Here is a 22,639-nt window from a genome sequence, read left to right on the forward strand (position 1 = left end):
GTCACGAAGCAGGCAGGCGCCACGTCGACAGATGAAAAGGAATACGCCGGAAGGAAATTACCGGGGTGGCATCACCCCGGCCTTACACTGACGTGGCAGCGGCAGTGCCGTGGCGGCGCAGGCCTGTGGCCTGCTGCAAGCCCGTTCGGAGGTGATAGTGAATACTGGAGCGGTGATCGGGCAACAAAACAGCCCGGCTATTGCCGGGCCAGTGTTACCAGTCAAAGGTGGCAAACGGCTCAAGTTCATCGCCCGTCTGAGAGAAATGGATCATGCTGATATCTGCGTGTTTCATACACCAGGCAATCAGCCAGCGCGCCTCGCGGGATAACCCGAAGCGCTTGAGATGCATCAGGGGATACATCCGCGCATCCAGGCGAATGAGATACCCGACACCTGTATCCATGATCCACTCCCCTTCAAATTTTTCACGGCACAGCTCCATCAGAAGCGTGTTGTCATCAGCAGTGATATGCGAGATACAGCACTCCAGAACCGGACGCATCACCATGCGGTCAAGTTTCACGGTTTTACCCCAACCGAGCGCCTCCACCACCTCATTCCAGCACCACTCTTCATTCTCCGGCTCTGGCAGCGTCAGCAGCGTGAACGGCACACCCAACACCTCAGCCATGCGCTCACCGGTTGCCGTCACAGAATCATCCCGCTGATGAAAATCGGCAAGGGCAAGGCACTCGCCGTGCAGATAAAGAGCTTCATCACCGTTGTCCAGTTCAATGGCGGTGACACCATAAGGGGCATTTAATGTGTATTTCATCATCGTTCTCCGGTCTGTCAGTGTCGACTTTCTGTTTCCGTCCGGCTCAATGCCGGTCGGAAACAGCAGCACTTAAAAAACCGCCCCCCCCTACGGGGGGCGGCAACCTGTCAGGCATACGCCCGTTTCAGTTCCAGCGTTCGGAGTACCTGCCCCCACTCAGCCCCATTCAGTGCCGGTATCCGCACCGGTTGATGACGGCGCTCACAGCGGGCAATAATTTTGGCCAGGATGCGCAGACGTCGCGTGATGGCATCTTCTGGCAGGGTTTCGCGGATCTGACGCCGCTGCGCCCTTCTCTCTCCCTTCTGCTTTACAAAATATTCCTGACATGCGACGATGAATTTGTCTTTCATGATTTGTCCTCATAACTGACATCTGAATTATCCGACCTGCTCGAACAGGCCGGAGTGATTAAGCAGAGCGCCCGCTCTGCTTTTTTATTGCCCTTTCTCTTCGGTTTTCAGCACCTCCTCAGTGATCCGGTTGATGATCTGCTCATGGCTCAGGCTGCTTTTATCCGCCAGCGTGAAAAAGCGCCCGTCCACTTCTGCAAAAATATCGGTGACGTCCTGGCAAATCATTTCCATGAATTTGAATGACTGCGAGCTGACACCGGCGCACCAGTTCATCGGCGGGAGCATGTAGAGTTTTTCGGTAAACTCGGCTTCGGTAATTTCGCGAACCGGTTTGCGGGCAGCGGCACGGATACGTTCACGTGCTTCATTCAGGGAGATCAGAACGTAATTCCCGCCAAAGGAGTTCAGTGTCTCCAGCGTCTGACCCCAGCCGTTTTTGTAGACGTCGCCATCGAGGTACGCGTCTTCATAGTGAAAACCGCCTACAGGATAAAAAACCAGTTCGCTCATAACGTTATCTCCGACAGTGTGTTGAATTTTCCCCGGCTTCTTTCTGGCGTTTCCCTTTTCTTTCCTTTTTCGGAAGCGGGGGAGCCTGGGGCCGTGACTCAAGACCGCCCCGTCCCATCAGTGACAGGCACAAGGGCGTGTCCGAGGCCGCAGCGCAAGCAACTGACCATCGGGAAGGCGCGCGAACGGGGGAGGAAACGGGCGTCAGCCTTTACCCTTGTGAATGGCACGGGCCGGGGCAGCGTCTGTCACGGCCACAGGTACACCGCAACACAGGAATAAAAGGGAGCGACAGAAGCGGGCTGCAGGCCCGTTATCCTTAGCGGCCGCCACGGCGGCCAGTCGAAAGCGGCTGCTGCCCGTGGGCAGCTGCAAGCGGGCAGTTCAGGCATCGCTTGCTATCCGCAAGGACAGAGACACCCCGGTGGCTCTGCGGAAGTTGGCGGGGCTGCGCGCCGCCCACTGAAGTGCAGGCGACGACCCGGCCTCCGGACGGGGAGCCGAAGGGGCCACGGGGTGGCATGAATTTTTTTCAGGTCCTTATTGCTGTCCGTCCAGCCAGGTTTTACGAATTAATACAGTGAAAATAAAGTGCAGTTTCTTCCCCTTTTCCGAAAAAGTAACACTCATATCAGATATATAATTAAGTGCAATTACTGCCCCTTTTTACATTGAATCCACCTCCTTTTTTCTTTAAATTAAGTGCAATATCCGCACTATTTTGGACATGAAAATGACCGGTTATGATTTGCGATTATGGCGAAAAAGTTTCGGCTGGAGCCGTGATAAAGCGGCGGCAGAACTGGGGGTCAGCCTGCGAACCTACAAGGATTATGAAACCTGCGATCAGGTAAAACGCGTGGTGGAGCTGGCCGCCCTTGCACTGAGTAGCGAAAATCTGCTGGCAACCATGGTGCAGAAGAAGCATCAGGATCAGCTGCTCACCCTCCTGCGGACGATGCACAACGCAAACCGGGCTCCGGGGTCACAGGCCAGGCACTGAAGATCCCGCGCTCGATGCGCGGGGTCTTCAGCAGGGCGGCCAAATCAACCCGGGTCCCTGACCTCATCGTCGTGATGCATGGCGGCCACATTCAGCAGACAGGCAACACCCTGTGTCTCCAGACGGTCACTCAGATGCATCAGATTGGCCAGTAAATCGACTAACATTGTCTCGGCGGATTCGCCGCTCTTATCCAGGCCGCTTGCGTGCGCAAACTGACAGAGTACCTGCGCAGCAATAGCGGCACGATCCGCGTTGTCCGGGTCACACCCCGGCTGATAGCCTCCCTCACCTGCAATTCTCACCAGTTCATCCATGCCAGCCATCGTGTTTTCAGGGGTCATCACGTTCTCATCCTGTGTTTAATGGCCACGGCGTGGCCATTATCATGTTTTTCTTTTAGCCGGGCGGGTGGCGTCCGGCGGCGGGTCAGTCGATTGCGCGGAAAATCAGGCTGCTTTCCGGGTGCTTAATGATGCTGACATAGTCCTTCAGCGCATCCTGGCGATCGATAAGCCCCTGGCAGGTCTGCGCGTACTGGCTCCCCATATCTGACACTTTCCAGCACAGCTGGTTAAGCACAAACAACGTGGCGATAATCCCGGCCGCATCGGCTGAAACCTCTGCATCAAAATAATTTCCCGGGATTGTCAGCCGGTATGTGCCGTCTGGCGGGGCGATGTAACCGGTCGGGCAAGTGGTGGCTATATCGGTCCACGCGGCAATTTGCCCACTGATACCGCGTGGGACTTCATAGAAATGCCACATCCCACCGTCGTAATCGCTGTGTTGACGCAGGAAGGTCGCGGCCATGCTTTCACCCAGTGCGGTCGCAAACAACCGGGGCACAAAGGCCAGGCGACGGCGGGGATCGGTAATTTCAGTACGGGTCGCCTGGGCGGTATCAGTCTGAGTGGTCTGAGCTGGGGTAGTCATTTTTTCTCCTTCGGCTTCTTTCTGGTGTCTCCCTTTCCGTTTTACAGGAGGCGGGGAGCACGTTGCGGTGACACTCAGCCGCCCCGTTCCATCAGTGACAGGCACAAGGGCGTGGCCGAGGCCGCAGCGCAAGCAACTGACCATCGGGAAGGTGCGCGAACGGGGGAGGACACGGGCGCAAGCCTTTACCCTTGTGAATGACACGGGTCGGGGCAGCGTCTGTCACCGCAAAAGTGAACACCGCAGAGCACGGCGTAAGGGATACGCCGGAAAGAGCCGTTGACCGGCTTTCCTTAGCGGTCGCCAGCGGCGGCCGGTTGAAGCGGCGCTGCCGTCAGGCAGCTGCAAGCGCACGCAACGCCGGGGCGCAAGGGGTACCAGAACGGAAAAAGGGCCGCCCGGTGACCCGGACAGCCCTTCATAAAGGCGCTTGCTGGCAGACCTTCAACACTATCAGCCTCCTGAAAAGCGGGGGTTTCCCCCCGCTACAGGTTGCTACTTATCGGATTCGTAAGCCATAAAAGCCGCCACCTCCCGCGTTCCGTCCTTGTAACGAATTTCGCACAGCGATTTCCGGGTCAGGAATGTGAATATTAACAGCGTTAAACACACGATTAATACGCACCAGATCAGGGCGTTTCGCGGCAGTTTCATAGCTGACTTCTCCTTGCCTTTCGGCGGATAAGCGGCTAATCTGATGGTGTCTAAGCATACAGATTGAGCCTCGGGTTAATTGAAAAATTACTCGGGGCTTTTCTCTTTCTGCCTCACTACCTTCCAACATTTCTGCCAGTCGCAGGAGGCAAAAAGCCTCAAGCGCCACGGGTATTATACTGCTAACCGCCTCATACTGACCAGGAATACACGCTAAAAACTGTCGAAAAGTCAGACACTTTTTGACGATAACACCGTCAGTTTATTCGGGACATACAACCGTTCCTGCGCCCGGACGACCGCCGGGGTGTCCTGCACCAGTACCTGCAAACTCACGGCAATCCCATGCGGCTGATCGCGGCTGTACTGAAACCATGCCAGTGACCGCAGCGACGGGAACCGGCGCTGCCAGCGCCAGAACATGGCCAGCCAGTCCTGTTCTTTCAGTTGCGGATGGCGGTCATGCCACTGCATAAAGGTATCCGGACTCTGGAAATTCAGCTCGATGCGCGCCCGCTCAGCATAACGCTGATACTGCAATGCCTCCTGCGCATGACGCCGCGCGTCCTGGCGGCTCCAGGTCGAATGGTATTTATGCGCGGCCAGTCTCACCCGGTGTTTGTTACGTTCCCGGCGGCGAAATGCCGTTTCCGGGAACAACCAGTCGCCATCAGAGGTGGAAAGGGGTGACGGACAGTATTCGCCACGGGTACGGATCAGTGTGTTAAATGCCATGTCATAATCACTCAGCGTGGCCAGTCGTTCCGCCGGGTTCCACCGGATGCCGGGGATAAGTCGCAGTCCCCTGCCCGACGCTTTCCCGCGCCCGGTCAGCCTGCGAAAGAATGCCGCCGCATACGGGTAAAACTCAGAACCGGAACGACGTGGAGATTCTTCAACGTCGATAATGGCGCCAGTTGCTGCCTGCTGCTCAGGTCGTAAGCACACCAGGGCAAGATGGGCCGGTAGGGTCTGGCCGCCCAGACGGGCGGCCTTGTCCGTTACGCCTGCATGTCCTCCGGATACTGCTCCTTTGCCCACTGACGCAGCCTGCGCATATGGTTGAGCGTCTGCAAAAATTCCCCTTCGCTGCGGGCTATCATCAGCGGGATGTCGGCCTTCAGACTGTCCATGGACAGGCTTTTTTCGGCGGCCACTTTCTCCACCTTGCCGATCATTTCTGCGATGGCGTCATCACTGACTGACTCGTCACAGACTTCACGCAGCCACGCGTGGGGATTGGCCGGATCCAGACCGAACAGCGACAGCAGGTGCATGGCAGCCCGGCTCTGTGCCGCCGCATCACATTTCACCGTACCGTTTTGCGCATCAACACAGACACCGTGCCAGCGTTCGTGACGGAAAGTCTGAGAGCGATCCTCACAGGTCGTATCCTGCTGACGGTGCGCACGCAGCTGCTGCGCAATACCCTCCGCATTATGGTGTTCAAGCATCATGGCCGTGGCCAGACCAATGGCATTGACCATCACCCCATGCGTGCCGATGGCCATCGTGCGGTAGGTGGAAGCTCCGAGCATCCCCGCCACCCATTCCCAGTGCATCGCGTCCGCCCAGGGACTCCACAACGTCACCGCCTCATGGCGCAGCGCGGCCGGAACCTCATCACCGGCACGCAGGCCAAACATTTTCCGGGTCGCATCATCCAGCGCCTTAAAGCTGACAAGCAGGTCACTTTTTCCCGGCACCACGTTGTGTTCGTAATCCACCCGCATCACCAGGGCGCTGACGCTGGACGCAATGTGACGCACCAGGTCGTTGACCGGATCTTTATGGTTGTACGCCATTGAAATGGCCGTCGCCGGTTTGCTGGCATTGTTGTTGATGTCAGAGAAAAACTGCTGGCGGGTTTCAAGCGGCAGGCCCACGGTCAGCAGCAGGGTGATCATGTCATTCGCATCAGGGCGGGCATCGATATAACCATAAATGCCCCCGCTGCGGTGCTGGCCATCGAACAGCTTGATATCCGCATCCATCGGAATGGACAACATGCCCACGTCGCCTTTTGTGCCTTCGGCGGCGTTAAAGATGACCGCTTTATCGATATTTCCGGTCAGCGTACCCAGGATCCAGTCACTCTTTGTGTCATGCCCCCCGGTCAGATAGTTCGTGATTTAGCGTGAACGGACCTGGTTATGTTCGCGCTGCGAACGGGACATCACATCCCCGCTGTTATCACTGGCCAGAATGCGTTTGAGCATATTCATCGGCACAAACAGCACATACTGCTCGCGACCTGCCTGACGGCCACGAATGGCGGGAAATTCAAAAAAGTACTCATGGGTCTGGGTGGTCATCATTAGTCTCCTCCGGCTTCATTCTGGCGTACTCCTTTCCGGTTTATGTCCGGTTGCGGAACGCCCCTCATTGCGCAGACTTTTTGACGGCGAAACGACGAAAAGCAGGGGGGGAGGGCTGATTTTCTGAAGCTGGCGAAGGAAAATCTGACCGGAAAGCGCGAGCGGCCCTTGCTGCCCGGAGCGCGCGCTGTCAGTCTGCATCAGCAATGAGAGGGGTTGCGCAGGAACACACAGGGTAAGGTGGCAGACAATGAAGCCGGTTCACCGGCTGACACCTTAGCGGCCGCCAGGGCGGCCAGTGAGAGCGGCTGCTGTCCGTGGGCAGCTGCAAGCGTGGTGTTCAGGCATCGCTTGCTATCCGCAAGGACAGAGACACCGGGGTGTCTCTGCGGAGGTGGGCGGGGCTGCGCGCCGCCCACTGGAGTGCAGGCGACGACCCGGCCTCCGGACGGGAAGCCGAAGGGGCCACCGTGTTTTCATGCCCTTCTGTTTTGTCCACGACCAGAAACAACACCAGTAAAAACAGCGACACCGGCAACACCCGACCGACAGGAACAGGAACAGGAACAGGAACAGATAACATCATCGGGATCAGCTTATGGCCTGACAGGCACAGCATCCGGGACCCGGCACACCCGCCGCAGGCGGGGAGTGGCCGGTTCCGGCAGGCGGAACGCCTGCCAGGAGGTTTTCGCGGGCTGACCGTCGGGAACTCAGCCGACCGGGAAAAAGTCAGGCGGGCGGACCCGCATTGTCGTTCATCAGCACGAATAAAACACATGACCATTGCTGAAAAAGCGGTCTGAGCTGAACAGGTCACTGGCAAACCGTTCAAAGTCGAAATAATCCCGCAGACTTTGCGGCACCTCACTCAGCATCCCGGTGCTGTCCGCGTATTCGCGCGCGTAATCCTCTTCATCTTCAGCCTCGCCACAGTACGCCGCCTCAAACCGGTCAAACTCACACTCGCCGGTATAGTCCACCCACGCCAGCCAGGCGGCAGCCTGGTGGTTTTCCTCTGCGGTTTTAAACGCCTCCACAAACGCCCAGTTGATGTGACATTCCGATGCCATATTGGAAGGAAAACCCTCATTGTCCTGAAACATCAGCTCCGGATCAGCCTCGTCAGCGTGAAGCGCACGACAGGCGGCATAGAACTCCGCCTCATCATCAAAATCCGTCACATCCAGCCACTGACCGGCCAGGCAGCCGCAGTTGTATTTATGGTATGTGCCAACGTAAACCGCAGGGGTGGTAACTGTGTGCATAAAATCCTCCGTCGTGAATGTTATCTCAGCGCCGGCTTTCGCCGTGCCGGCACGACAGACGGGCGAAAAGTGGAGAATGCAGGGGCGGGACCGCAGGCCGCATGCGCAAACGACGAAGTGCAGCCGGGCCGGACGGTGAGCGCGTGAAGACTGAACGCGCGAACGACGGGAGGAGCGGCAAACGCAGACGTGCGAACGGGTGAGGATACCGGCGAAGCGTACCCTTGCAGGCGCAGCGGCCCGGCTACCGTAACGGCACGGCGTAAGCCGTCACGACGCGGAAACACCTTCCCCGGCGCAACGCGCCGCAAAAACGTGGAGCTCCGCGACATCCTTTGTGATAACGGTTGTCCACAATCCGGGTGAACATCCACCCGCGCAACCTGTGGATACTTTGCTGCAGGGCACGGAGCGAACCCCATGCCCTGCCATGCTCAATCTTTAACCACCATAATGAGGGACATTATCAATCAGCCAGTCTGGACTTATCACCTCACTCCAGCCGTGCTCGTCTTCATCACCAAATTCCAGCGTGGCATCTTCACCATCGGTCAGCTCGCCCTTGCTGAACACCCGGAATCCACAGTAATCACTGCCCGCCTCGCTGAACCAGTGTGTCACCTCACATGACCAGCGGGTGGTTAACGCCAGCATCACCTCCTCTGCCGGCGGTGACCAGGCGGTATCAAAATCGATAATCAGCACGCCACCTTCCCGACGAACGTCTGCCTGATTATCCGATGGCCATTTTGTCCCGTAGCAATCCACATACAGATCATAGGAACGGGTCACGCCGGTCAGCAATCCTCCGTTGAATCCATTAATTTCCGTCGCCATCCGGGTGGGTATAAGCAGGCGAAGATCCATCTTCTGCCCTTCCCGCGCCACGTCCAGACCGTCATACAGCTCAGCAAGACTCACCGGATTCCCCCTTTCGCTGCTCCAGTCATGGCTTTTCTGTCTCAACAGTTCGCCGGCAATCGCCTGCTCTGAACCGGTCAATTGCCCCCATTTCAGCCCTGCCAGATCACAGGCCACATAACACCGTTCAATGGCTTCACAGCAGGATTCATCCAGCCCGGCATTGTCCTGCAGCATTGACAGCCAGTCGGAATAAGCACGGGATACCGGATTATCCTCGCCTGTACCGTGGCGGGTCAGCGCCCGATAAGGCGCATAATGCCACGCCACGTGCGGCCTGAGACGGCCTGTCACCCCGGCAATAAACAGCCGGATACTCTGACGGACAGCTTTCTCATAATGCGGAAAGATCCCGCCGAGACTCCAGGTTTCGATCGCTGACAGAACATCAGCAGGGGCAGTAATTTCAATGCGGTTAGCACACCAGTTTGGCATGAGTATTCCTCCGTTAAGGTTGTCGCGGTTCCGGCTGTCGCCGTGACCGGGAAACAACCCGGGAGGAAAGCGGGGAAGACAAGGCACCTCCGCAAGCCGCATGCGCAAAGCGGTTCCGGGCTGAATGCACCGGAAACGCTGCGAACGGGTGAGGAAGGTAACAACGTGGGCCTTGTGGGCCTCGCGGCCCGGGTTAGTGTACAGGGCACGGCGAAAGCCGTCGCAGGCAGGGAATGAACGTCAGGCCTGTAAGGCCGGGTTTCCGTCGCCCTTCAGGCGACAAAACAGCGTGGCCATCAGGCCACGTCCTTTACCCTTTCCGGGAAGCGGTCGCTCAATGCGACCGGTAACCGGAACGGGCACCCGGCCCGGGTGCCCGGAGATAATCAGGCGGCTTTGATAAAGGTGCGGAAGGCCGTCATCCTGGCCTCAATCGCATCACGGGCCTCGCTGGCGACATAGCGGACTTCATCGCGCGACAACCATTTTCTGACGGGGCCGTGCGGATCAATCACCGTTCCTGTCGTCCAGCTTTCCGCCATTTTTTCTCCATCACAGAACACCTCATAACGCAGACACAGCACCCGACGACCACAACGCAGGATCAGGTCGATATAGTCATACAGCAGCCCGTCGTCGGCATCACAATAGCCGCACTCTTCCGGGTAAACCGCGACCACACGAAAGACAATATTTTCGGTACCACGACACAGCAGAACCTCATCCATTTCTGCCGGAAAGGTGCCGTCAGTCAGCCGGTAGCCCAGCGTCTCCACTGTGCGGCAGATAGTCTCATACTGGCTTTGCAGCGCGTTCAGCAGATGATCTTCTGCCTGGCCTGTTTCTTCAGGAAAACCCTGCGCGGTTAACGTGACACAACCTGAATGGCTGTAACGGTGGGTGTTACGCGTGAGACGAACAGTCACGCCACATTTACTGACCCGTTGCAACAGTTCACGGGACATCGATGCGGTTAGGGTGTGCAGGCGGGGAATGATGCGCAGCAGATCAGCCGTCGCCAGCTCACCGGTGAACAGCACCCCGTCGCCCTGACAGCATTGCAGGGAATACGCCGCCTGCAGGCTGTCAGGCCACAGATACTGTGTCAGGATGGATCTTGCCTGGGTATGGATAAGCGCGTCAGTGAATGAGTGATACATGAGGGTGCCCCTTCTGGTGTCGCCTCCCCTTCTCATCGGCCGGGGAGTGTTGGCCGTGCAGACTTTCGGGTCCGCGGCACCAGGTGCGGGGTCAACAACCGGAAGGAGGCCGCAGCGCCGCGTGCCTGGACGCGGTGACCGGGGGAGTAACGGGCTGTTGATGCCGCACCGCAGCGGGCCAGTCTGTAACACGGCCATCAGAACCGGCCTACCGAAGGAGGCACGCCAGGGGGGGAAGTCTTCCGCCTGAAAGGCGGCAAAGAGCGCGCCGGCATGGCGCGTCCTTCAGAGCCTCCCGGCCGGCCGGGAGGCTTACTCAGTCCCGGGCCCGGGAAAAACTAGCCGTAAGACTGCGCTGCAGGTGGATCTGGCGGCGGATGTCCGCCGCCAGCGTTTTCAGGGTGTCGCGAGCCAGCCAGCGGCGCGCGGGCGCTCCGGGAGGAATGATGCAGATATCCGGCACCGCCCGCTCCGCCAGACGCTGCAGACCAAAGTCCTGCCACACCACCAGACCCACCTGCAGGACGTCCGCGCCAACTTCAAAAATGGCGTGTAACCAGGCGTTTATCTGCGCCTCTGAAGCACTGAAGTCTGCCGGTAACGCATCCCACGGCTCCGCCGACACGATATAATTCGCCGTCACCCGCTCAAAAAGGGGAAAACCGTTCCAGCGTTCTCCAGTGTGAAGGGCGACCGTCTGCTCCTTTTCCTCCAGTGCCGGGATCAGATCGGCAAGCCCTGCCAGCAGGGCCGCTCCGGCGGGCATCCTTTACGGCCAGACCGTCAGTCTGGCCAGATTAAGACCGGAGCCAGCGCCCCGGTCCTTCTTAGTCCCCGAGCAACGCTCGCATGTTGTTTAAGGTTGACCAGAGTTCAAGCCGATCACGCCAGCCGCCCAGATACCACAAGGGGGTTCGGTAAGTTCTCTGCGTTTTAAGGGTCAGCGTATTTGCAATGCTTACTTCCGCAGGGATACCCAGGTAGGAGAGCTGCAGATAGCACATGTGCACCGCGACGGGGGAAATATCGTTGCAGCTGACAAATAGTTGTTTCTGAGGATTAAGGCCTTTTTCAAACATTGCTTCAGCAAAGGCGATGACCATGCTGCCGGCGCCAACCGCTGGCTCATGAAACGTAATGAACGGCGCACTATCCAGCTGGCCGAACAGTTCATCCGTCGTCAGGCGTGCCATCAGGCTGGATAAGTAGTACGGGGTAAAAAACTGGCCCATTTCCGCCGAAGCTATCTCGAGTTCGGAGAAGATCTGCCCCAGAAAGTCCCCAGGCTGGCAATCCAGGGCTGCCGCCATACACCCCAGCAATCGGGACATGTTAAGGAGATCATCTTTTTTATAGCGGCGCGCCAGGTTCAGGTATTCCTCTTCCAGAGCCTCAGATCGCAGAAACACGTTCTGTACGGCCAGGGCGCCCATTTCCGCGAAATCGCGGAATGCTTCATAACGGTTGTGATACCGCGCAGTGTCCCGGAAAAGGGTTATAAACTCACGGCGATAATGCTCATAGCCGCTTTTACCGGCGTGCTTTGGATGATGGGAGATATTGTGTGCAGGCAGGTTAAGTGTCAGTTGGCTCATTCTGGCGTTCCTTTTTAGCCGGCGGTCTGCGTTGTGCTTCGGCCATACCGCACACGACGCAACGTGCCTTAAGGAAAAAATCACGCTCCGGCGCAAGGCCGCAGCGCAAATGACTGACCAGAGGGAAGGAATGCGAACGGGCGCCGCGGTCGGTGGCTTGAATTTTTCCGGCACGATGCGACGATTAAGCGGTGTGGGGGGAGCAACTCAGAGACAACTGGTTAAACAGGAAGACGGGTTGAAGCGGCTTATTACGCCGCCAGTGATGGAGACTTAACGGAGATCGTGATCCTTGTCGAGCAAACCAAGGCGAACCATATAGGCAAGAACAGATTCCGGGCGTCGCTGATACTCCCTGGCAAACTCGTCAACATCGAGCATGCCCGCCTCGGCCAGGGCGATCAGGCGTTGTTTCTCCTCCTCGTCCCATTTCGCGCCATGGCGCGGATACTGCTGCTTATAGCCTGCGCCAGGCGAAGAACGATGCGTGAGCTCCTCGCGCAGCTGACCCAGGGTCATGTTTTCCAGGCCATCGACCACATTCAGGGATTCGAGCTCACGAGCCGCTTTGAGGAACTGGCGGACAAGCTTTCCGTGTTCCCGCAGATCAGACATTGTTTCCCGTCCCGCCGAACATGCTCCGGGCATTATTTCGGGTTTCGTCATCAGACGATACCGAATCGCTCATCTGCTCTTGAGACTGAGGGGTTGCGGTTACAGCTTCTCGCGCCCTGCCCTGCAGCAGAGCCTCGGTTTCGCGTGGGTAAACGGCTTTAAGCAGCTGCAGCAGGTCATCAAATGACGTATCGCGGTTAAGTAGCTCGCTGAAGAGGAACGGCAGCCGTTCATCCTGCTTGCCAAATGCAAAGCCGGTAAGCAGCGCGGCGCGCCATAAACGCCCCCTATCCCCCTGAGGCGTTTCGTCCGTTTTCTGGCAGACAAAGCGGTCCGCTTCGTTAGTTTCAGGATTCAGGTAAAACGTAATTTTGCGTCGCGTATCCATGGTTTTTATCCAATAAGGTACATACCGTTAACGAGGTCGAACTGAGACGTACTGGTTTTATAGAAACGCTCTTCCCTGACTGCACAGTGTTTTTTTACTGCCTCTGCAATGAGTTCGGCTCCTCCGCCAATGACCATTACATGCGAGTATCCCTCAAAGCGACTGACAGCTTCAATAACCCTGTTAACAAGCCGGCTGTGAGCTGATGTCATTGCTTCACGAACAAGATCGATGCGTGAGGTATCGTTAATGCGTGACGCCAGGTAGGCCGCATCATTACGGTGAATGATGATATCGTCAGCCAGATAGCTGCTTCCCTTCGTGCGAGCCAGCGAAAGAGCGTCTCTTACGGGACCAGTCATCAGAGACACGCCCAGCGTGGAATCACCGTAAATACGCGATATTCCGCGCATTTTACCCATCACCTGAGAAATATCGAGCGTCGTTCCGCCCAGGTCAACGATCAGCAGTGAATCAAGCTCGTTGAGGTTTTTAACGACTTCGAAACCAGCCGGGATGGATTCTGGCATCACGTCAACATGACGAACAGAGAAGGTTTTCCCCCCATTGAGTTCCACCGGCCGCAGCAGGTTTGTTTTCTTGCGCAGAATATTGTCTTCGTTGGGCTGGTTGTTCTTGTCGTAATACTCCGCCAGCGGAAGTGTGACAACGATATCCACTTCGCAAGGCTCAATACCGCTGTTGAGAAGCGCATGATGAACGGCAACAACGTTCACATCGCTGTATTGCCACGCAACGTTAGTCGTGACAACCGCCTCTGGACTGATCGGGTCGAAAGAATACTGCTCACCGTTCAGTTGATAGTTGAACGCCTGCTGAGAGCCGAACGCCACAGCCCATTCACGTTTAAAGCTGTTAGGGCTGATTGACTGCCTGACCTGTCCGGCTTCGTTCCACTGCAGTTTGATATTGGTAGAGCCGTCATCAATGAAAATTTTCATACCTTTCACCTTGGATTAGTTTGGATTGAAACGAGCACAAACAAAAACAATCTAGAGAACTATTTGAGAACAATATGAGAATTATAAAAGCCATGGTTGCAATAGCAACCTCGCAAGAGAAAAAAATGAGAACTATTAGAGAAAAAAAGGAAAAAAGACAGAGAGGGTAGCTATTCATAAGCCAGATATTTGCGCATAGAAATCAGCTGCTTGAAATAAAGGCGCTGAGAATAGCTTGCTTAATAATGGTTTCATCAAATAATACTGTATATAAACACAGTGATGGAGGGAAAAAAAATGGCAGATATCAGTTTTATCGCACCGGCAGAATCACCTGATTTGATACAGCTGCCGTTATTCGCCGATCGAGCCTCATGTGGTTTCCCTTCGCCTGCAGCCGACTATACGGAGTCCGAGCTGGACCTTAATGAATATTCCATCCAGCGGCGCAGCTCCACCTACTTTGTCCGGGCCATCGGCAACTCGATGCGAGACATTGGCCTGCACAGCGGTGATCTACTCATCGTGGACAAAGCCGAACGGCCTCAGCACGGCGACATCGTCATAGCTGAAATCGACGGCGAGTTCACGGTTAAAAAATTGCTACTGACACCACAGCCGGGGCTGCAGGCAATGAATCCCGCTTACCCTACCCTTTGGCCCGATCCGGATAATCTCAAATTTTTGGGGTCGTGACGACTTTTATCCACAAAACTCGGGGGCGGGACTGATGTTTGCCCTGGCCGATGTGAACAGCTTCTATGCAAGCTGTGAGAAAGTTTTCCGCCCGGAGCTTAGAAATAAACCTATTGTCGTCCTCAGCAACAACGATGGCTGCGTGATCGCACGCTCGAAAGAAGCAAAGCAGCTGGGCATCAAGATGGGTGTCCCATGGTTCCAGCTGAAAGCAATGCAGTTCCCTCAGCCAGTAATCATCTTCTCCAGTAACTACGAGCTTTACGCCAGCATGAGCAACCGGGTCATGGCACATCTGGAAGAGCTGGCGCCACGCGTGGAACAATATTCGATTGACGAAATGTTTCTGGATATCCGCGGCATCGATGGTTGTACGGATTATGAAACGTTCGGCCGGCAGGTGCGTGAACACGTCTTAAGCGGAACCGGTCTAACGATCGGTGTCGGAATGGGCCCAACCAAAACGCTGGCCAAGTCTGCACAATGGGCTTCAAAAGAATGGGCGCAGTTTGGGGGCGTGCTGGCCCTTACTGCAGGCAACCCAAAGCGAACGGAAAAACTTCTCTCGTTGCAACCGGTGGAAGAAATCTGGGGTGTTGGCCGGAGAATTGGTAAAAAGCTGAACACGTATGGGGTAAAAACCGTGCTGCAGCTGGCGCGCATGAACCCTGCCTTTGTACGCAAGAACTTTACCGTGGTGCTGGAGCGAACCGTGCGCGAGCTGAACGGTGAGGCCTGTATATCTCTTGAAGAGGCACCGCCCGCGAAGCAGCAGCTCGTCTGCAGCCGCTCATTCGGGGAGCGCATCACGGCTTACGAATCGCTGCGGCAGGCCATCTGCCAATACGCCGAACGCGCGGCCGCAAAGCTGCGGGGGGAGAAACAGTTCTGCCGGCACATATCGGTCTTTATCAAAACCTCCCCTTTCGCCGTCAACCAAGCGTATTACGGCAACGTGGCCAGTGAAAAGCTTCTCCTGCCTACCCGCGATACCCGGGACATCATTAACGTCGCAGTGAAGGCCCTGGACCGTATCTGGATGGATGGGCATCGATATGCAAAAGCTGGCGTGATGTTGAACGACTTCACTCCAAGTGGGGTATCCCAGTTGAATCTTTTTGACGAGGTCCAGCCACGTGAGCACAGCAACGCGCTGATGAAGGTTCTGGATGGGATCAATCATTCAGGTCTGGGAAAAGTATGGTTTGCGGGAAGGGGTATCGCACCTGAGTGGCAGATGAAACGAGATATGTTGTCACCATCATATACTACACGCTGGAGCGACCTTCCAGTAGCTACGATACGATGATCTGCAACCAAAAGATTTCGCATGCGGAATGTCATAGGTCCCAGTCGGGAATGTTGGGACCGTGCTCCCAGTCGGGCTTGTTGGGACCGTGGTCCCAGTCGGGGTGTTGGGACCGTGGTCCCAGTCGGGGTGTTGGGACCGTGGTCCCAGTCGGAGTGTTGGGACCGTGGTCCCAGTCGGAGTGTTGGGACCGTGGTCCCAGTCGGGGTGTTGGGACCGAGGTCCCAGTCAGATGTTGGGACCGTGGTTCCAGTTTGGATATTAGGGCTGTGAGCCCAATCTGTACGAGGTGCTATTCGGATGCGTTTTCAAGTGAGGCAAGAATCGCCTCAATTTTTTTTACAACATCTTCAGGAATTTGAGATGTATCGATATTAACAATGAATTTTTCCCCTCTATACTGAGATGTTGCACCTGCAGCGTATTTACGTTTTACAGAGGTAAGACGAGATGACGACAGCGGGGCTTCAATAGCATTTTTGAATGCTTTTAGAATTGTCTCAGCCTCGAGTTTCTCTCCTGCTATCTTACGTTTTGTCATAACGTCAGTCTGCTTAAGAATGACAGCATTATGGGCTTTAAATGTTTTCGCCAGTGTATCGCCTGCACGCGCTGATAACTCGCCGGGATGGGAGAAGAGGGCAATGACCTCATGTGGCAAACTGGCAGTATTTATGCATCGAGTAATAACCTTCCTTGAAATATTCTCTGCCTCTGCAAGTGAAGAAATATTGCCATTGAATTCCTTATCCAGTCTGTTGCTATAACGTTTTCCTCGTTCAAAAGCACTGGTTGGGCGGTAATCATTCCCGATCTTGCATAACGCATCCATCTGTTCATCATCGAGATCGCCGACTAGGATCCTATATTCACTGGCGGTCAGGATTGCCGTCATTCGGCGGCGACTACCATCAGCAACTTCTACAATACCCGAAGCCTTTCGTCCATAGGCTGGGTTTTGCTGTCCTGATACGAGGAACGAAGGAATTAAATCATCCAGAGCATCCTCAGTGAGTAAGGATTGGTCACGTTCATTACCCATCCAGACCTGAGTTGCTTTCTCTATCTGTTCTGCAGCAATAATCTCCAGGGTAAATCGTACATCACGACCGCAAACTGGCAAGGTGATGGTATTGCCTTTTGCCATCGCGCTGACGCGAGCAATTAAGCTATCGACCATTGGAGCAGCCGGTGTATCAGAAGGAGGTTGCTGGATTGGAGCTGGGACAGTCTTAGGAATAATAGGTGCACGCTTCATTACCGAATCTCCCAACGCGGTTTAATTAGGCGATCAAAAATCTCGGCACAAACGGGTTCCCAGATTGCTAATGCATTTCGCCATGCCCCTGTCGAAGAACGCTGATCAATTGCCTGCTCAAACACAGTACGCATACGTATTTGTCCTTTACCAACTTCATCCGTTTCACGAACAACATTTTTTAGAACCATGCTGCCCCAAGCGTCTCTAATCTGTTCTTCCATCCATGGAGATTGTGAGCCGTTATTATTACTGTACTTAGTCAACAAAATACGGACTGCGGGTTCGAAGCCTTTTAGATCTACATTTTTCAAAAGATCACGCAGCATGTCGAAAAATTGAAGGGCGGAGGTGTAATCGAACAGCTCAGCTGGGGTTGGAACAATTAACACATCTGCGGCGCAGACAACATTAATGGTTCCTATACCCAGATTAGGCGCACTATCTATCACTACGACGTCATAATCATGAGCCACAGTTTCAATAGCCAGCCTTAACATCATGTGGGGTTCGGTAGGTAGTTTTCCCTCGTCATAACGCCCCATGAGTTCAGTTTCAATTCTATGAAGAGCCAGGCATGAAGGGATGATATCCAGGCCAGGCCAGCAGGTTGGCTTAATTGCATAACTGGCATCATCTCGCTCCCCCAAGTAGAAAGGCAAAAGGGTGTCATCTGCATGGATATGTAGATCTGGAACCCATCCATGATACATAGATGCAGTACCTTGAGGATCGTTACCTTCAACAAGAAGAACACGCAAACCTTTCAAAGCAAGGTGCTGGGCAAGATGTACAGAAACTGAGGTCTTATAAACGCCACCTTTGTGTGCAGCAACACCAACAACGGGAGGAATAGTATTTTCTGGTCGACGGATGCGAGTATTAAATACATCACGCATGTGATTGATTTGATCAATAGTGTAGCCAACACGTTGTTCCACACGCCCACGCAGTTCCATATCCGGATGAGGTAAACGGCCGCTTTTCTCTGCATCACGAATCGCCTGAGAGGATACTCCCACGAGATCTGAAGCCTCTCCGATACGCCAGCGGCGAGTAATTCTTCGTGCTTCCGGGCTATCGTCATTGAATTGTGCAACTGCGATAGCTTTTGTCATTTCATGACCAGCAAAAATACACTGATCTAAGGTATCCATTAATCCCATACTCAAACTCCCTTAAAGTAACTTTGCATATATTTATTAAATCTTGAACTTTAATGCAAAGCAACAAAAATAGTGCAAAGTTATTAATATTTTGCAAAGTTGCTCACTTATTGTCATGGCTCAATAGGGGCAAAAGAAAAATGCAGCGCTCGCCGCAGACTTTGACTAGCGAAGTCTGTCAAAGCGAGGAAGCGCAATATCCACGTTCTGACATAGTGCACGGTCACCCTTTAGCCTCGCCGGTAACCTCACTTCAGGTATTTCCCATAGCATGTCGTTATGTCTTTACAGGTCGTGCAAACTTAAGGTGTTTCCCACAATGCATAAAACTGACTTAAAAGTATCTTCTTTAGGTATTTCCCATAATCGCGCATCTTTTACACGGATGGTTAAGGGAAAACTTTAGCTATTTCCCATAGTTATCCTCTTATCCACCGGACATTTTTAATAAGGTTTTATACCTTTTATCTCTTTTTAAAGCTTTTTAGTAAGCCTTCAGGCCAGTCGTGGCGCGCCCTGGCGGGATGTAAGTATGGGTAACAGCCAGGGTTAATATGGGGAGGACATGAAGTTACTGTGGGAAACCCCACATGTTCGTATGGGAAACAGCTAAAGAAGCTATGGGAAACAGCTAAAGTTTACTCTGCCTTCACAGATTTGTGGGAAATGCCTGAAGAACGCCTTGACGAAGCATATATATATGCCACTATGGGTAGAGGAAAAACCTCCCATAAATCACAGGGAACCCTGATAGATGACTGTGGTTACAGAGAACAAGCCTCATAATGCTTTAAAAATATCTCAGTCCAACGAACTCACCGAAGCGGCATATTATTTGCCTCTGCAGGCAAAACGTGTCCTGTGGTTGTGTCTGATGCAGACCTATTATCAACAGGAGCATCCGGGCACATTTGTGGTTAAGGTCGCTGACTATCAACGCTACTTTAAAGTCAGCCAGGCCACTGCCAGTACCGATGTCCGGAAGGGTATTGATGAGCTTGGAAACCGTCAGGTAACCTTTTTCCCGTCCGAGGGCGAATATGAGGAAGTGCGTCGTCCGTGGCTTGCTGAGGCGGGGCTGAAACGGGGCAGGGGGCAGTGGAATATTGAAATTAATCCCAAGGTGATGCCTTATCTTACGGGGCTGACTAGCCAGTTCACTACATATACTCTGCTTGACTGCGGACGTATCAACTCGGTACGTGTAATACGCCTTTATGAAAGCCTGTGTCAGTATCGTTCAACGGGGATCTGGATCACTTCTGCTGGCTGGCTCGCTGACCGGTACGAGCTACCCGACTCACAGCGTGCAAACTTCGCTGAAATGAAGCGTACCTTCCTTCTGCCGGCAATTGAGAAAATCAATGCGCTAACTCCGCTAAAAGTGTCGATGAAAGAGGAAGATAACGGCAAACTTATTTTTTCCATCCTTGCCCGACCGCTGCAGCTACCTCCCCTGGAATCCTGATTAACTTCAGCTCTTTCCCATAGCCTGCCCGACAGTTAAACACTGACGTTCAGGCTTGAGTGTCTGTACATCAATATCAGGTCCGCAAGGGGCAGCCTGAGACATCTTATTCCCTGCAGAGTATACGGATACGACGTGAACCGCCGGACAGGCTGTTATTTGCTGGGGACCGCGGTGGTTTACACGTCGGAGGCTGCTTCCCTGACCATGCTTGAAACCCGGTGCATCTGCATGCTGCAAATCTGCTTGATACCTTTGCGCTGCTAATGATTGACGTGCCCGACATGCTGATCTTAAGGCTCGATGCTGAACAATTACCGGCTGACTGGGCGGATTCTGAAGCACTGACGGTACTGGCACAAACTGGGGATGAGTAGGTCGTGCGAACACCTTCGTGAACGATATACCTCGATTTAATGATGCTCTACGTAAAATCTGCAGTGATGCCCCCCGAGAAATCCGATAGAATTTACGTAGCGCAATCTGATTTCGTTCCCTTCTAGCAGTGGGAATGCTCCGGCACTAGCACTTACTTATAATGATAGCGGTAACGGTAATGGCTATCTCCAGACTCACGGCAAGATGGTCTTTCACACTGGGTTGGACAAGCCCTGCGGGCGCGTCAGGCTGCAACTGCAATTTCTCGCGCTGTCGGAAGGCATGCGACATATATGACAAGCGACCGCTTTTAACTTCCATTCGTCACGTAAAACACTAGCTCCTGCCCTTTATCATTGCCACTGCCTCGGCTTCCGGCATCTGAAATTGTACCCGGTGTCGTGCAGCAACATCGAGCGCAAACACCTTCGTGTACACTTCCGTTGAGCTGATCGACTTGTGTCCCATCATGCTCTGCAGCACCTTCAGCGGTATACCGGCGTACAGCATGTGCATGGCGTATGAGTGGCGTAAAGTATGCGGTGTCACCGGCACCGAGAACCTCACCCCGTCGGCAGCGGCGGCCTCCACTGCTTCGCCAAGCCAGGTCCGGACTGTCCGGTCGGTGATCTCCCAGAGGCGCGCTTTTTCGGTTCTACTGGTGCGCCTATTGCGCCGCTCCAGCGGAATTTTCAGCGTGGCCACCATCATCTCCAGCTGGCTGACGTACAGGTGGTCGGAAAGCGGCACCAGGCGATGTGCCTGGCTACCGGCAGGCGCACGACCAGCCGTTCTCGCCGCTTTCTCCGTTCGCTGCTTGAGGGTGGCCAGCTGCACGAACGGGTAGGGCGGCGCCAGCGAGAAATCACTCCGGGTCAGGGCCAGGGCTTCGTTAATGCGCGCGCCCGTGTTCCATAGTGTTGCCAGCAGCATCTTGCGGTGCAGATCGGGCACGTAGTGGAGGAGGGCGCTGACTTCCGGCGCAAGCAGATATTTCGGCAGTTCATCCTGAACGAGGGCCATCTGACGTAATGCCAGCGCGGCGGGATAGTCGATGGCCACCGGCAGCTGCGTGGCGATGGCCTGAGGATAATGTGCAGGAAGATGCTGGGTCATGTTGTTATCCGTGAGTAAGATTTTCCTGGTGGCAGTAAACCGGAGCCTCGCCCGGGTTGCGGGTGATGTAGTCCGGAAAATCAGTGATCTCAGTCTGACTGTAGGGGGCAAAGCTTTCACCGGTCGCAAACCGGCTCCGGAATCCCTCAAGAATAGCCTTTTCCACTTCGGGGCTTCCCCCCGGCAACGAGGCGCTCAGGCTGGCCGGATCGATACGGGAATACAGACCGTTCTTGTTGCTGCGCTGACTCATGCTGTATCTCAGCATCATCCCACTGCTGCTGCTGCCTTCGGGGAGCCAGGTGACGGTGATGTCATAAGTTGTGAGTCCTTTCGTCTGGCTGATGATCGTTCCACGGGCAGTCATGGCCGTGCGGGGCTGACCGTTTGCGTCCCCCGGCGTATCAGATCTGCAGACAACCACGCTGCCCGGTGGATAGGCTGCATCCAGGCGCTGCATTTCTTCATAGGTGGCGGCACTGACCGCGGTGGCCGTGAGGGCCGTGAGGGCCGTAATCAAGCAGAGCCTCTTTACTGCGCTCTGGAAAAGCGTGTTCATTACTATGATCCCTGTGCTGGCCTGAGCTTTGGCGCTACGGAAATGTGAAATCCCGCCTTCATTTCTATGAGATGAAATAATCAAGACCACGAATAACATCTTCATCCAGATAAGTACCGGAAGGATTTGTACTGGCCGAATCAATGCTCGGATCGAAGGTAAGTGGATAGTTCCCTGAACCGTAACACCACATAGCGCTGGCAGGACAGTAGTAAGCAAGCGGTCTGTTCGATTTCGAAACCACCACCCATTGTTCTTTCGTGCCGGAAGATATCGTTGCAGATTTCATGTGAGCAGGCCATGGTCGAGTGCTCAGCCACAAATCAGTATGTCCCACATATTTTCCGGTCAGGAATGCCCAGACCTGACTCAAAAGTTTATTGCTCATGTGTGTTCAATCCTATCTAACAAAATAGTCACTCAGAGTAATTATGACGCGCAGCATAACCGGCTGCGCACAACCCTGCGTCTGTCACCCGGATGATTTTCCCCTGCCGCCATCATTACCAGCCTGATAATAAGCAGACATATAACCACTTAGTTAAATTACCGGAGGCCTGTTTCCGGGTGATCCGATTTCCTGCGTATTAACAACTTTCCGGAAGTGTACCACGGCGAGGAAATAAGCAAAGCGGTCTTTAACGCCGCTGGGCGACAGGCCACGGGGTAAGGCCGTAACACAACATATAGCGCCACTTGCAGCTGACCACACCGCTACATCTTGTGTCAGAAGGCCGCTTCGCGCCGGGGCGGGTGAAGAAGATCCGGAACTACCTTTTTTCGGATC

The 22,639-nt window shown here is 54.5% G+C and carries 24 protein-coding genes and 3 pseudogenes; 5 read left to right on the plus strand and 22 right to left on the minus strand.

The window, feature by feature from the left end; genetic code table 11:
- Positions 1–214: 214 nt before the first annotated feature.
- The 3 genes from ACSPHG_RS24065 to ACSPHG_RS24075 form a co-directional block, all read right to left on the minus strand.
- Positions 215–778 carry a DUF5983 family protein gene (locus ACSPHG_RS24065; protein WP_435956144.1) on the minus strand — a complete coding sequence of 188 codons (564 nt, stop codon included), beginning with the start codon at positions 776–778 and terminating at the stop codon, positions 215–217.
- Positions 779–888: 110 nt separating this feature from the next.
- Positions 889–1,134: a hypothetical protein gene (locus ACSPHG_RS24070; RefSeq protein WP_256451268.1), complete on the minus strand. Its 246-nt coding sequence runs from the start codon at positions 1,132–1,134 to the stop codon at positions 889–891.
- Positions 1,135–1,218: 84 nt separating this feature from the next.
- Complete coding sequence (locus ACSPHG_RS24075; RefSeq protein WP_435956145.1) at positions 1,219–1,647, minus strand: hypothetical protein; 429 nt, start codon at positions 1,645–1,647, stop codon at positions 1,219–1,221.
- Between the two features lie 733 nt (positions 1,648–2,380).
- Between ACSPHG_RS24075 and ACSPHG_RS24080 the strand changes: the two genes are divergently transcribed.
- A complete protein-coding gene (locus ACSPHG_RS24080; RefSeq protein ID WP_435956146.1) occupies positions 2,381–2,650 on the plus strand; it encodes a helix-turn-helix domain-containing protein in 270 nt (89 codons plus the stop codon).
- A 44-nt stretch (positions 2,651–2,694) separates the two neighbouring features.
- Here ACSPHG_RS24080 and ACSPHG_RS24085 read toward each other — a convergent pair whose 3' ends face one another.
- The 14 genes and pseudogenes from ACSPHG_RS24085 to ACSPHG_RS24150 form a co-directional block, all read right to left on the minus strand.
- Positions 2,695–2,997, minus strand: a complete 303-nt coding sequence (locus ACSPHG_RS24085) for a hypothetical protein (protein ID WP_435956147.1) — start codon at positions 2,995–2,997, stop codon at positions 2,695–2,697.
- Positions 2,998–3,079: 82 nt separating this feature from the next.
- Positions 3,080–3,586: an antirestriction protein gene (locus ACSPHG_RS24090; RefSeq protein ID WP_435956148.1), complete on the minus strand. Its 507-nt coding sequence runs from the start codon at positions 3,584–3,586 to the stop codon at positions 3,080–3,082.
- Positions 3,587–4,081: 495 nt separating this feature from the next.
- On the minus strand, positions 4,082–4,201 hold the full coding sequence (locus tag ACSPHG_RS24095) for a type I toxin-antitoxin system Hok family toxin (RefSeq protein ID WP_435956178.1): 120 nt from the start codon (positions 4,199–4,201) through the stop codon (positions 4,082–4,084).
- Positions 4,149–4,370, minus strand: a pseudogene (locus ACSPHG_RS24100) (DUF5431 family protein); the annotation flags it as partial. The gene ACSPHG_RS24095 and the pseudogene ACSPHG_RS24100, both read right to left, overlap by 53 nt.
- 101 nt (positions 4,371–4,471) lie before the next feature.
- Entirely contained in the window at positions 4,472–5,281 is an 810-nt protein-coding gene (locus ACSPHG_RS24105) for a plasmid SOS inhibition protein A (protein ID WP_435956149.1), read from the minus strand.
- Positions 5,242–6,558: pseudogene (locus ACSPHG_RS24110) on the minus strand (DGQHR domain-containing protein). Before ACSPHG_RS24110 ends, ACSPHG_RS24105 begins: the two are co-directional and overlap by 40 nt.
- Before the next feature lie 761 nt (positions 6,559–7,319).
- Positions 7,320–7,826 carry an antirestriction protein ArdA gene (locus ACSPHG_RS24115; RefSeq protein ID WP_435956150.1) on the minus strand — a complete coding sequence of 169 codons (507 nt, stop codon included), beginning with the start codon at positions 7,824–7,826 and terminating at the stop codon, positions 7,320–7,322.
- A gap of 441 nt (positions 7,827–8,267) precedes the next feature.
- A complete protein-coding gene (locus ACSPHG_RS24120) occupies positions 8,268–9,182 on the minus strand; it encodes a DUF1281 domain-containing protein (RefSeq protein ID WP_435956151.1) in 915 nt (304 codons plus the stop codon).
- Between the two features lie 386 nt (positions 9,183–9,568).
- Positions 9,569–10,342: a hypothetical protein gene (locus tag ACSPHG_RS24125; protein ID WP_435956152.1), complete on the minus strand. Its 774-nt coding sequence runs from the start codon at positions 10,340–10,342 to the stop codon at positions 9,569–9,571.
- Between the two features lie 316 nt (positions 10,343–10,658).
- The gene (locus ACSPHG_RS24130; RefSeq protein WP_435956153.1) at positions 10,659–11,108 is read right to left on the minus strand and encodes a YubG family protein; all 450 of its coding nucleotides are present in this window, start codon (positions 11,106–11,108) and stop codon (positions 10,659–10,661) included.
- 61 nt (positions 11,109–11,169) lie between these two features.
- A complete protein-coding gene (locus tag ACSPHG_RS24135) occupies positions 11,170–11,937 on the minus strand; it encodes an N-6 DNA methylase (RefSeq protein WP_435956154.1) in 768 nt (255 codons plus the stop codon).
- 273 nt (positions 11,938–12,210) lie between these two features.
- Positions 12,211–12,552, minus strand: a complete 342-nt coding sequence (locus ACSPHG_RS24140; protein ID WP_435956155.1) for a hypothetical protein — start codon at positions 12,550–12,552, stop codon at positions 12,211–12,213.
- The gene (locus ACSPHG_RS24145) at positions 12,545–12,940 is read right to left on the minus strand and encodes a plasmid partitioning/stability family protein (RefSeq protein WP_435956156.1); all 396 of its coding nucleotides are present in this window, start codon (positions 12,938–12,940) and stop codon (positions 12,545–12,547) included. The genes ACSPHG_RS24140 and ACSPHG_RS24145 overlap by 8 nt, the downstream gene beginning before the upstream one ends.
- A gap of 5 nt (positions 12,941–12,945) precedes the next feature.
- Positions 12,946–13,902 (minus strand): plasmid segregation protein ParM, encoded by a 957-nt coding sequence (locus ACSPHG_RS24150; protein ID WP_435956157.1) that lies wholly within the window; start codon positions 13,900–13,902, stop codon positions 12,946–12,948.
- Positions 13,903–14,199: 297 nt separating this feature from the next.
- On the opposite strand from ACSPHG_RS24150, the pseudogene umuD reads away from it, so the two are divergent.
- Together umuD and ACSPHG_RS24160 are read left to right on the plus strand one after the other, a co-directional pair.
- Positions 14,200–14,633, plus strand: a pseudogene (umuD, locus tag ACSPHG_RS24155) (translesion error-prone DNA polymerase V autoproteolytic subunit).
- Entirely contained in the window at positions 14,633–15,907 is a 1,275-nt protein-coding gene (locus ACSPHG_RS24160) for a Y-family DNA polymerase (protein WP_435956158.1), read from the plus strand. The pseudogene umuD and the gene ACSPHG_RS24160 overlap by 1 nt, the downstream one beginning before the upstream one ends.
- A gap of 292 nt (positions 15,908–16,199) precedes the next feature.
- Here the strand turns inward: ACSPHG_RS24160 and ACSPHG_RS24165 are convergent, their stop codons facing one another.
- Both ACSPHG_RS24165 and sopA read right to left on the minus strand, forming a co-directional pair.
- Complete coding sequence (locus ACSPHG_RS24165) at positions 16,200–17,165, minus strand: ParB/RepB/Spo0J family plasmid partition protein (RefSeq protein WP_435956159.1); 966 nt, start codon at positions 17,163–17,165, stop codon at positions 16,200–16,202.
- Positions 17,165–18,331: a plasmid-partitioning protein SopA gene (gene sopA / locus ACSPHG_RS24170; RefSeq protein ID WP_435956160.1), complete on the minus strand. Its 1,167-nt coding sequence runs from the start codon at positions 18,329–18,331 to the stop codon at positions 17,165–17,167. The genes ACSPHG_RS24165 and sopA overlap by 1 nt, the downstream gene beginning before the upstream one ends.
- Before the next feature lie 754 nt (positions 18,332–19,085).
- Here sopA and ACSPHG_RS24175 point away from each other — a divergent pair.
- The gene (locus ACSPHG_RS24175; RefSeq protein ID WP_435956161.1) at positions 19,086–19,799 is read left to right on the plus strand and encodes a replication initiation protein; all 714 of its coding nucleotides are present in this window, start codon (positions 19,086–19,088) and stop codon (positions 19,797–19,799) included.
- 221 nt (positions 19,800–20,020) lie between these two features.
- Positions 20,021–20,176, plus strand: coding sequence for a hypothetical protein (locus ACSPHG_RS24180; protein ID WP_435956162.1), 156 nt, complete (start codon positions 20,021–20,023; stop codon positions 20,174–20,176).
- 337 nt (positions 20,177–20,513) lie between these two features.
- Here ACSPHG_RS24180 and ACSPHG_RS24185 read toward each other — a convergent pair whose 3' ends face one another.
- From ACSPHG_RS24185 to ACSPHG_RS24195, 3 genes are all read right to left on the minus strand, one after another.
- On the minus strand, positions 20,514–21,293 hold the full coding sequence (locus tag ACSPHG_RS24185) for a site-specific integrase (RefSeq protein ID WP_435956163.1): 780 nt from the start codon (positions 21,291–21,293) through the stop codon (positions 20,514–20,516).
- A 4-nt stretch (positions 21,294–21,297) separates the two neighbouring features.
- Positions 21,298–21,852 carry a hypothetical protein gene (locus ACSPHG_RS24190; protein WP_435956164.1) on the minus strand — a complete coding sequence of 185 codons (555 nt, stop codon included), beginning with the start codon at positions 21,850–21,852 and terminating at the stop codon, positions 21,298–21,300.
- A 64-nt stretch (positions 21,853–21,916) separates the two neighbouring features.
- Entirely contained in the window at positions 21,917–22,240 is a 324-nt protein-coding gene (locus ACSPHG_RS24195) for a hypothetical protein (protein WP_435956165.1), read from the minus strand.
- Positions 22,241–22,639: the final 399 nt, after the last annotated feature.

The organism is Dryocola baronae (assembly GCF_051297175.1).
In the GTDB taxonomy this organism is placed as follows: Bacteria; Pseudomonadota; Gammaproteobacteria; order Enterobacterales; family Enterobacteriaceae; genus Dryocola.

What these genes read in the sequence shown, in the direction of transcription:
- ACSPHG_RS24115 (WP_435956150.1), bottom strand. Translation starts at nt 7,826, where the DNA reads ATGCACACAGTTACCACCCCTGCGGTTTACGTTGGCACATACCATAAA.
- ACSPHG_RS24070 (WP_256451268.1), bottom strand. Translation starts at nt 1,134, where the DNA reads ATGAAAGACAAATTCATCGTCGCATGTCAGGAATATTTTGTAAAGCAG.
- ACSPHG_RS24195 (WP_435956165.1), bottom strand. Translation starts at nt 22,240, where the DNA reads ATGAGCAATAAACTTTTGAGTCAGGTCTGGGCATTCCTGACCGGAAAA.
- ACSPHG_RS24145 (WP_435956156.1), bottom strand. Translation starts at nt 12,940, where the DNA reads ATGGATACGCGACGCAAAATTACGTTTTACCTGAATCCTGAAACTAAC.
- ACSPHG_RS24140 (WP_435956155.1), bottom strand. Translation starts at nt 12,552, where the DNA reads ATGTCTGATCTGCGGGAACACGGAAAGCTTGTCCGCCAGTTCCTCAAA.
- ACSPHG_RS24130 (WP_435956153.1), bottom strand. Translation starts at nt 11,108, where the DNA reads ATGCCCGCCGGAGCGGCCCTGCTGGCAGGGCTTGCCGATCTGATCCCG.
- ACSPHG_RS24090 (WP_435956148.1), bottom strand. Translation starts at nt 3,586, where the DNA reads ATGACTACCCCAGCTCAGACCACTCAGACTGATACCGCCCAGGCGACC.
- ACSPHG_RS24120 (WP_435956151.1), bottom strand. Translation starts at nt 9,182, where the DNA reads ATGCCAAACTGGTGTGCTAACCGCATTGAAATTACTGCCCCTGCTGAT.
- ACSPHG_RS24185 (WP_435956163.1), bottom strand. Translation starts at nt 21,293, where the DNA reads ATGACCCAGCATCTTCCTGCACATTATCCTCAGGCCATCGCCACGCAG.
- ACSPHG_RS24080 (WP_435956146.1), top strand. Translation starts at nt 2,381, where the DNA reads ATGACCGGTTATGATTTGCGATTATGGCGAAAAAGTTTCGGCTGGAGC.
- ACSPHG_RS24160 (WP_435956158.1), top strand. Translation starts at nt 14,633, where the DNA reads ATGTTTGCCCTGGCCGATGTGAACAGCTTCTATGCAAGCTGTGAGAAA.
- sopA (WP_435956160.1), bottom strand. Translation starts at nt 18,331, where the DNA reads ATGGGATTAATGGATACCTTAGATCAGTGTATTTTTGCTGGTCATGAA.
- ACSPHG_RS24175 (WP_435956161.1), top strand. Translation starts at nt 19,086, where the DNA reads ATGACTGTGGTTACAGAGAACAAGCCTCATAATGCTTTAAAAATATCT.
- ACSPHG_RS24165 (WP_435956159.1), bottom strand. Translation starts at nt 17,165, where the DNA reads ATGAAGCGTGCACCTATTATTCCTAAGACTGTCCCAGCTCCAATCCAG.
- ACSPHG_RS24190 (WP_435956164.1), bottom strand. Translation starts at nt 21,852, where the DNA reads ATGAACACGCTTTTCCAGAGCGCAGTAAAGAGGCTCTGCTTGATTACG.
- ACSPHG_RS24065 (WP_435956144.1), bottom strand. Translation starts at nt 778, where the DNA reads ATGAAATACACATTAAATGCCCCTTATGGTGTCACCGCCATTGAACTG.
- ACSPHG_RS24135 (WP_435956154.1), bottom strand. Translation starts at nt 11,937, where the DNA reads ATGAGCCAACTGACACTTAACCTGCCTGCACACAATATCTCCCATCAT.
- ACSPHG_RS24075 (WP_435956145.1), bottom strand. Translation starts at nt 1,647, where the DNA reads ATGAGCGAACTGGTTTTTTATCCTGTAGGCGGTTTTCACTATGAAGAC.
- ACSPHG_RS24150 (WP_435956157.1), bottom strand. Translation starts at nt 13,902, where the DNA reads ATGAAAATTTTCATTGATGACGGCTCTACCAATATCAAACTGCAGTGG.
- ACSPHG_RS24125 (WP_435956152.1), bottom strand. Translation starts at nt 10,342, where the DNA reads ATGTATCACTCATTCACTGACGCGCTTATCCATACCCAGGCAAGATCC.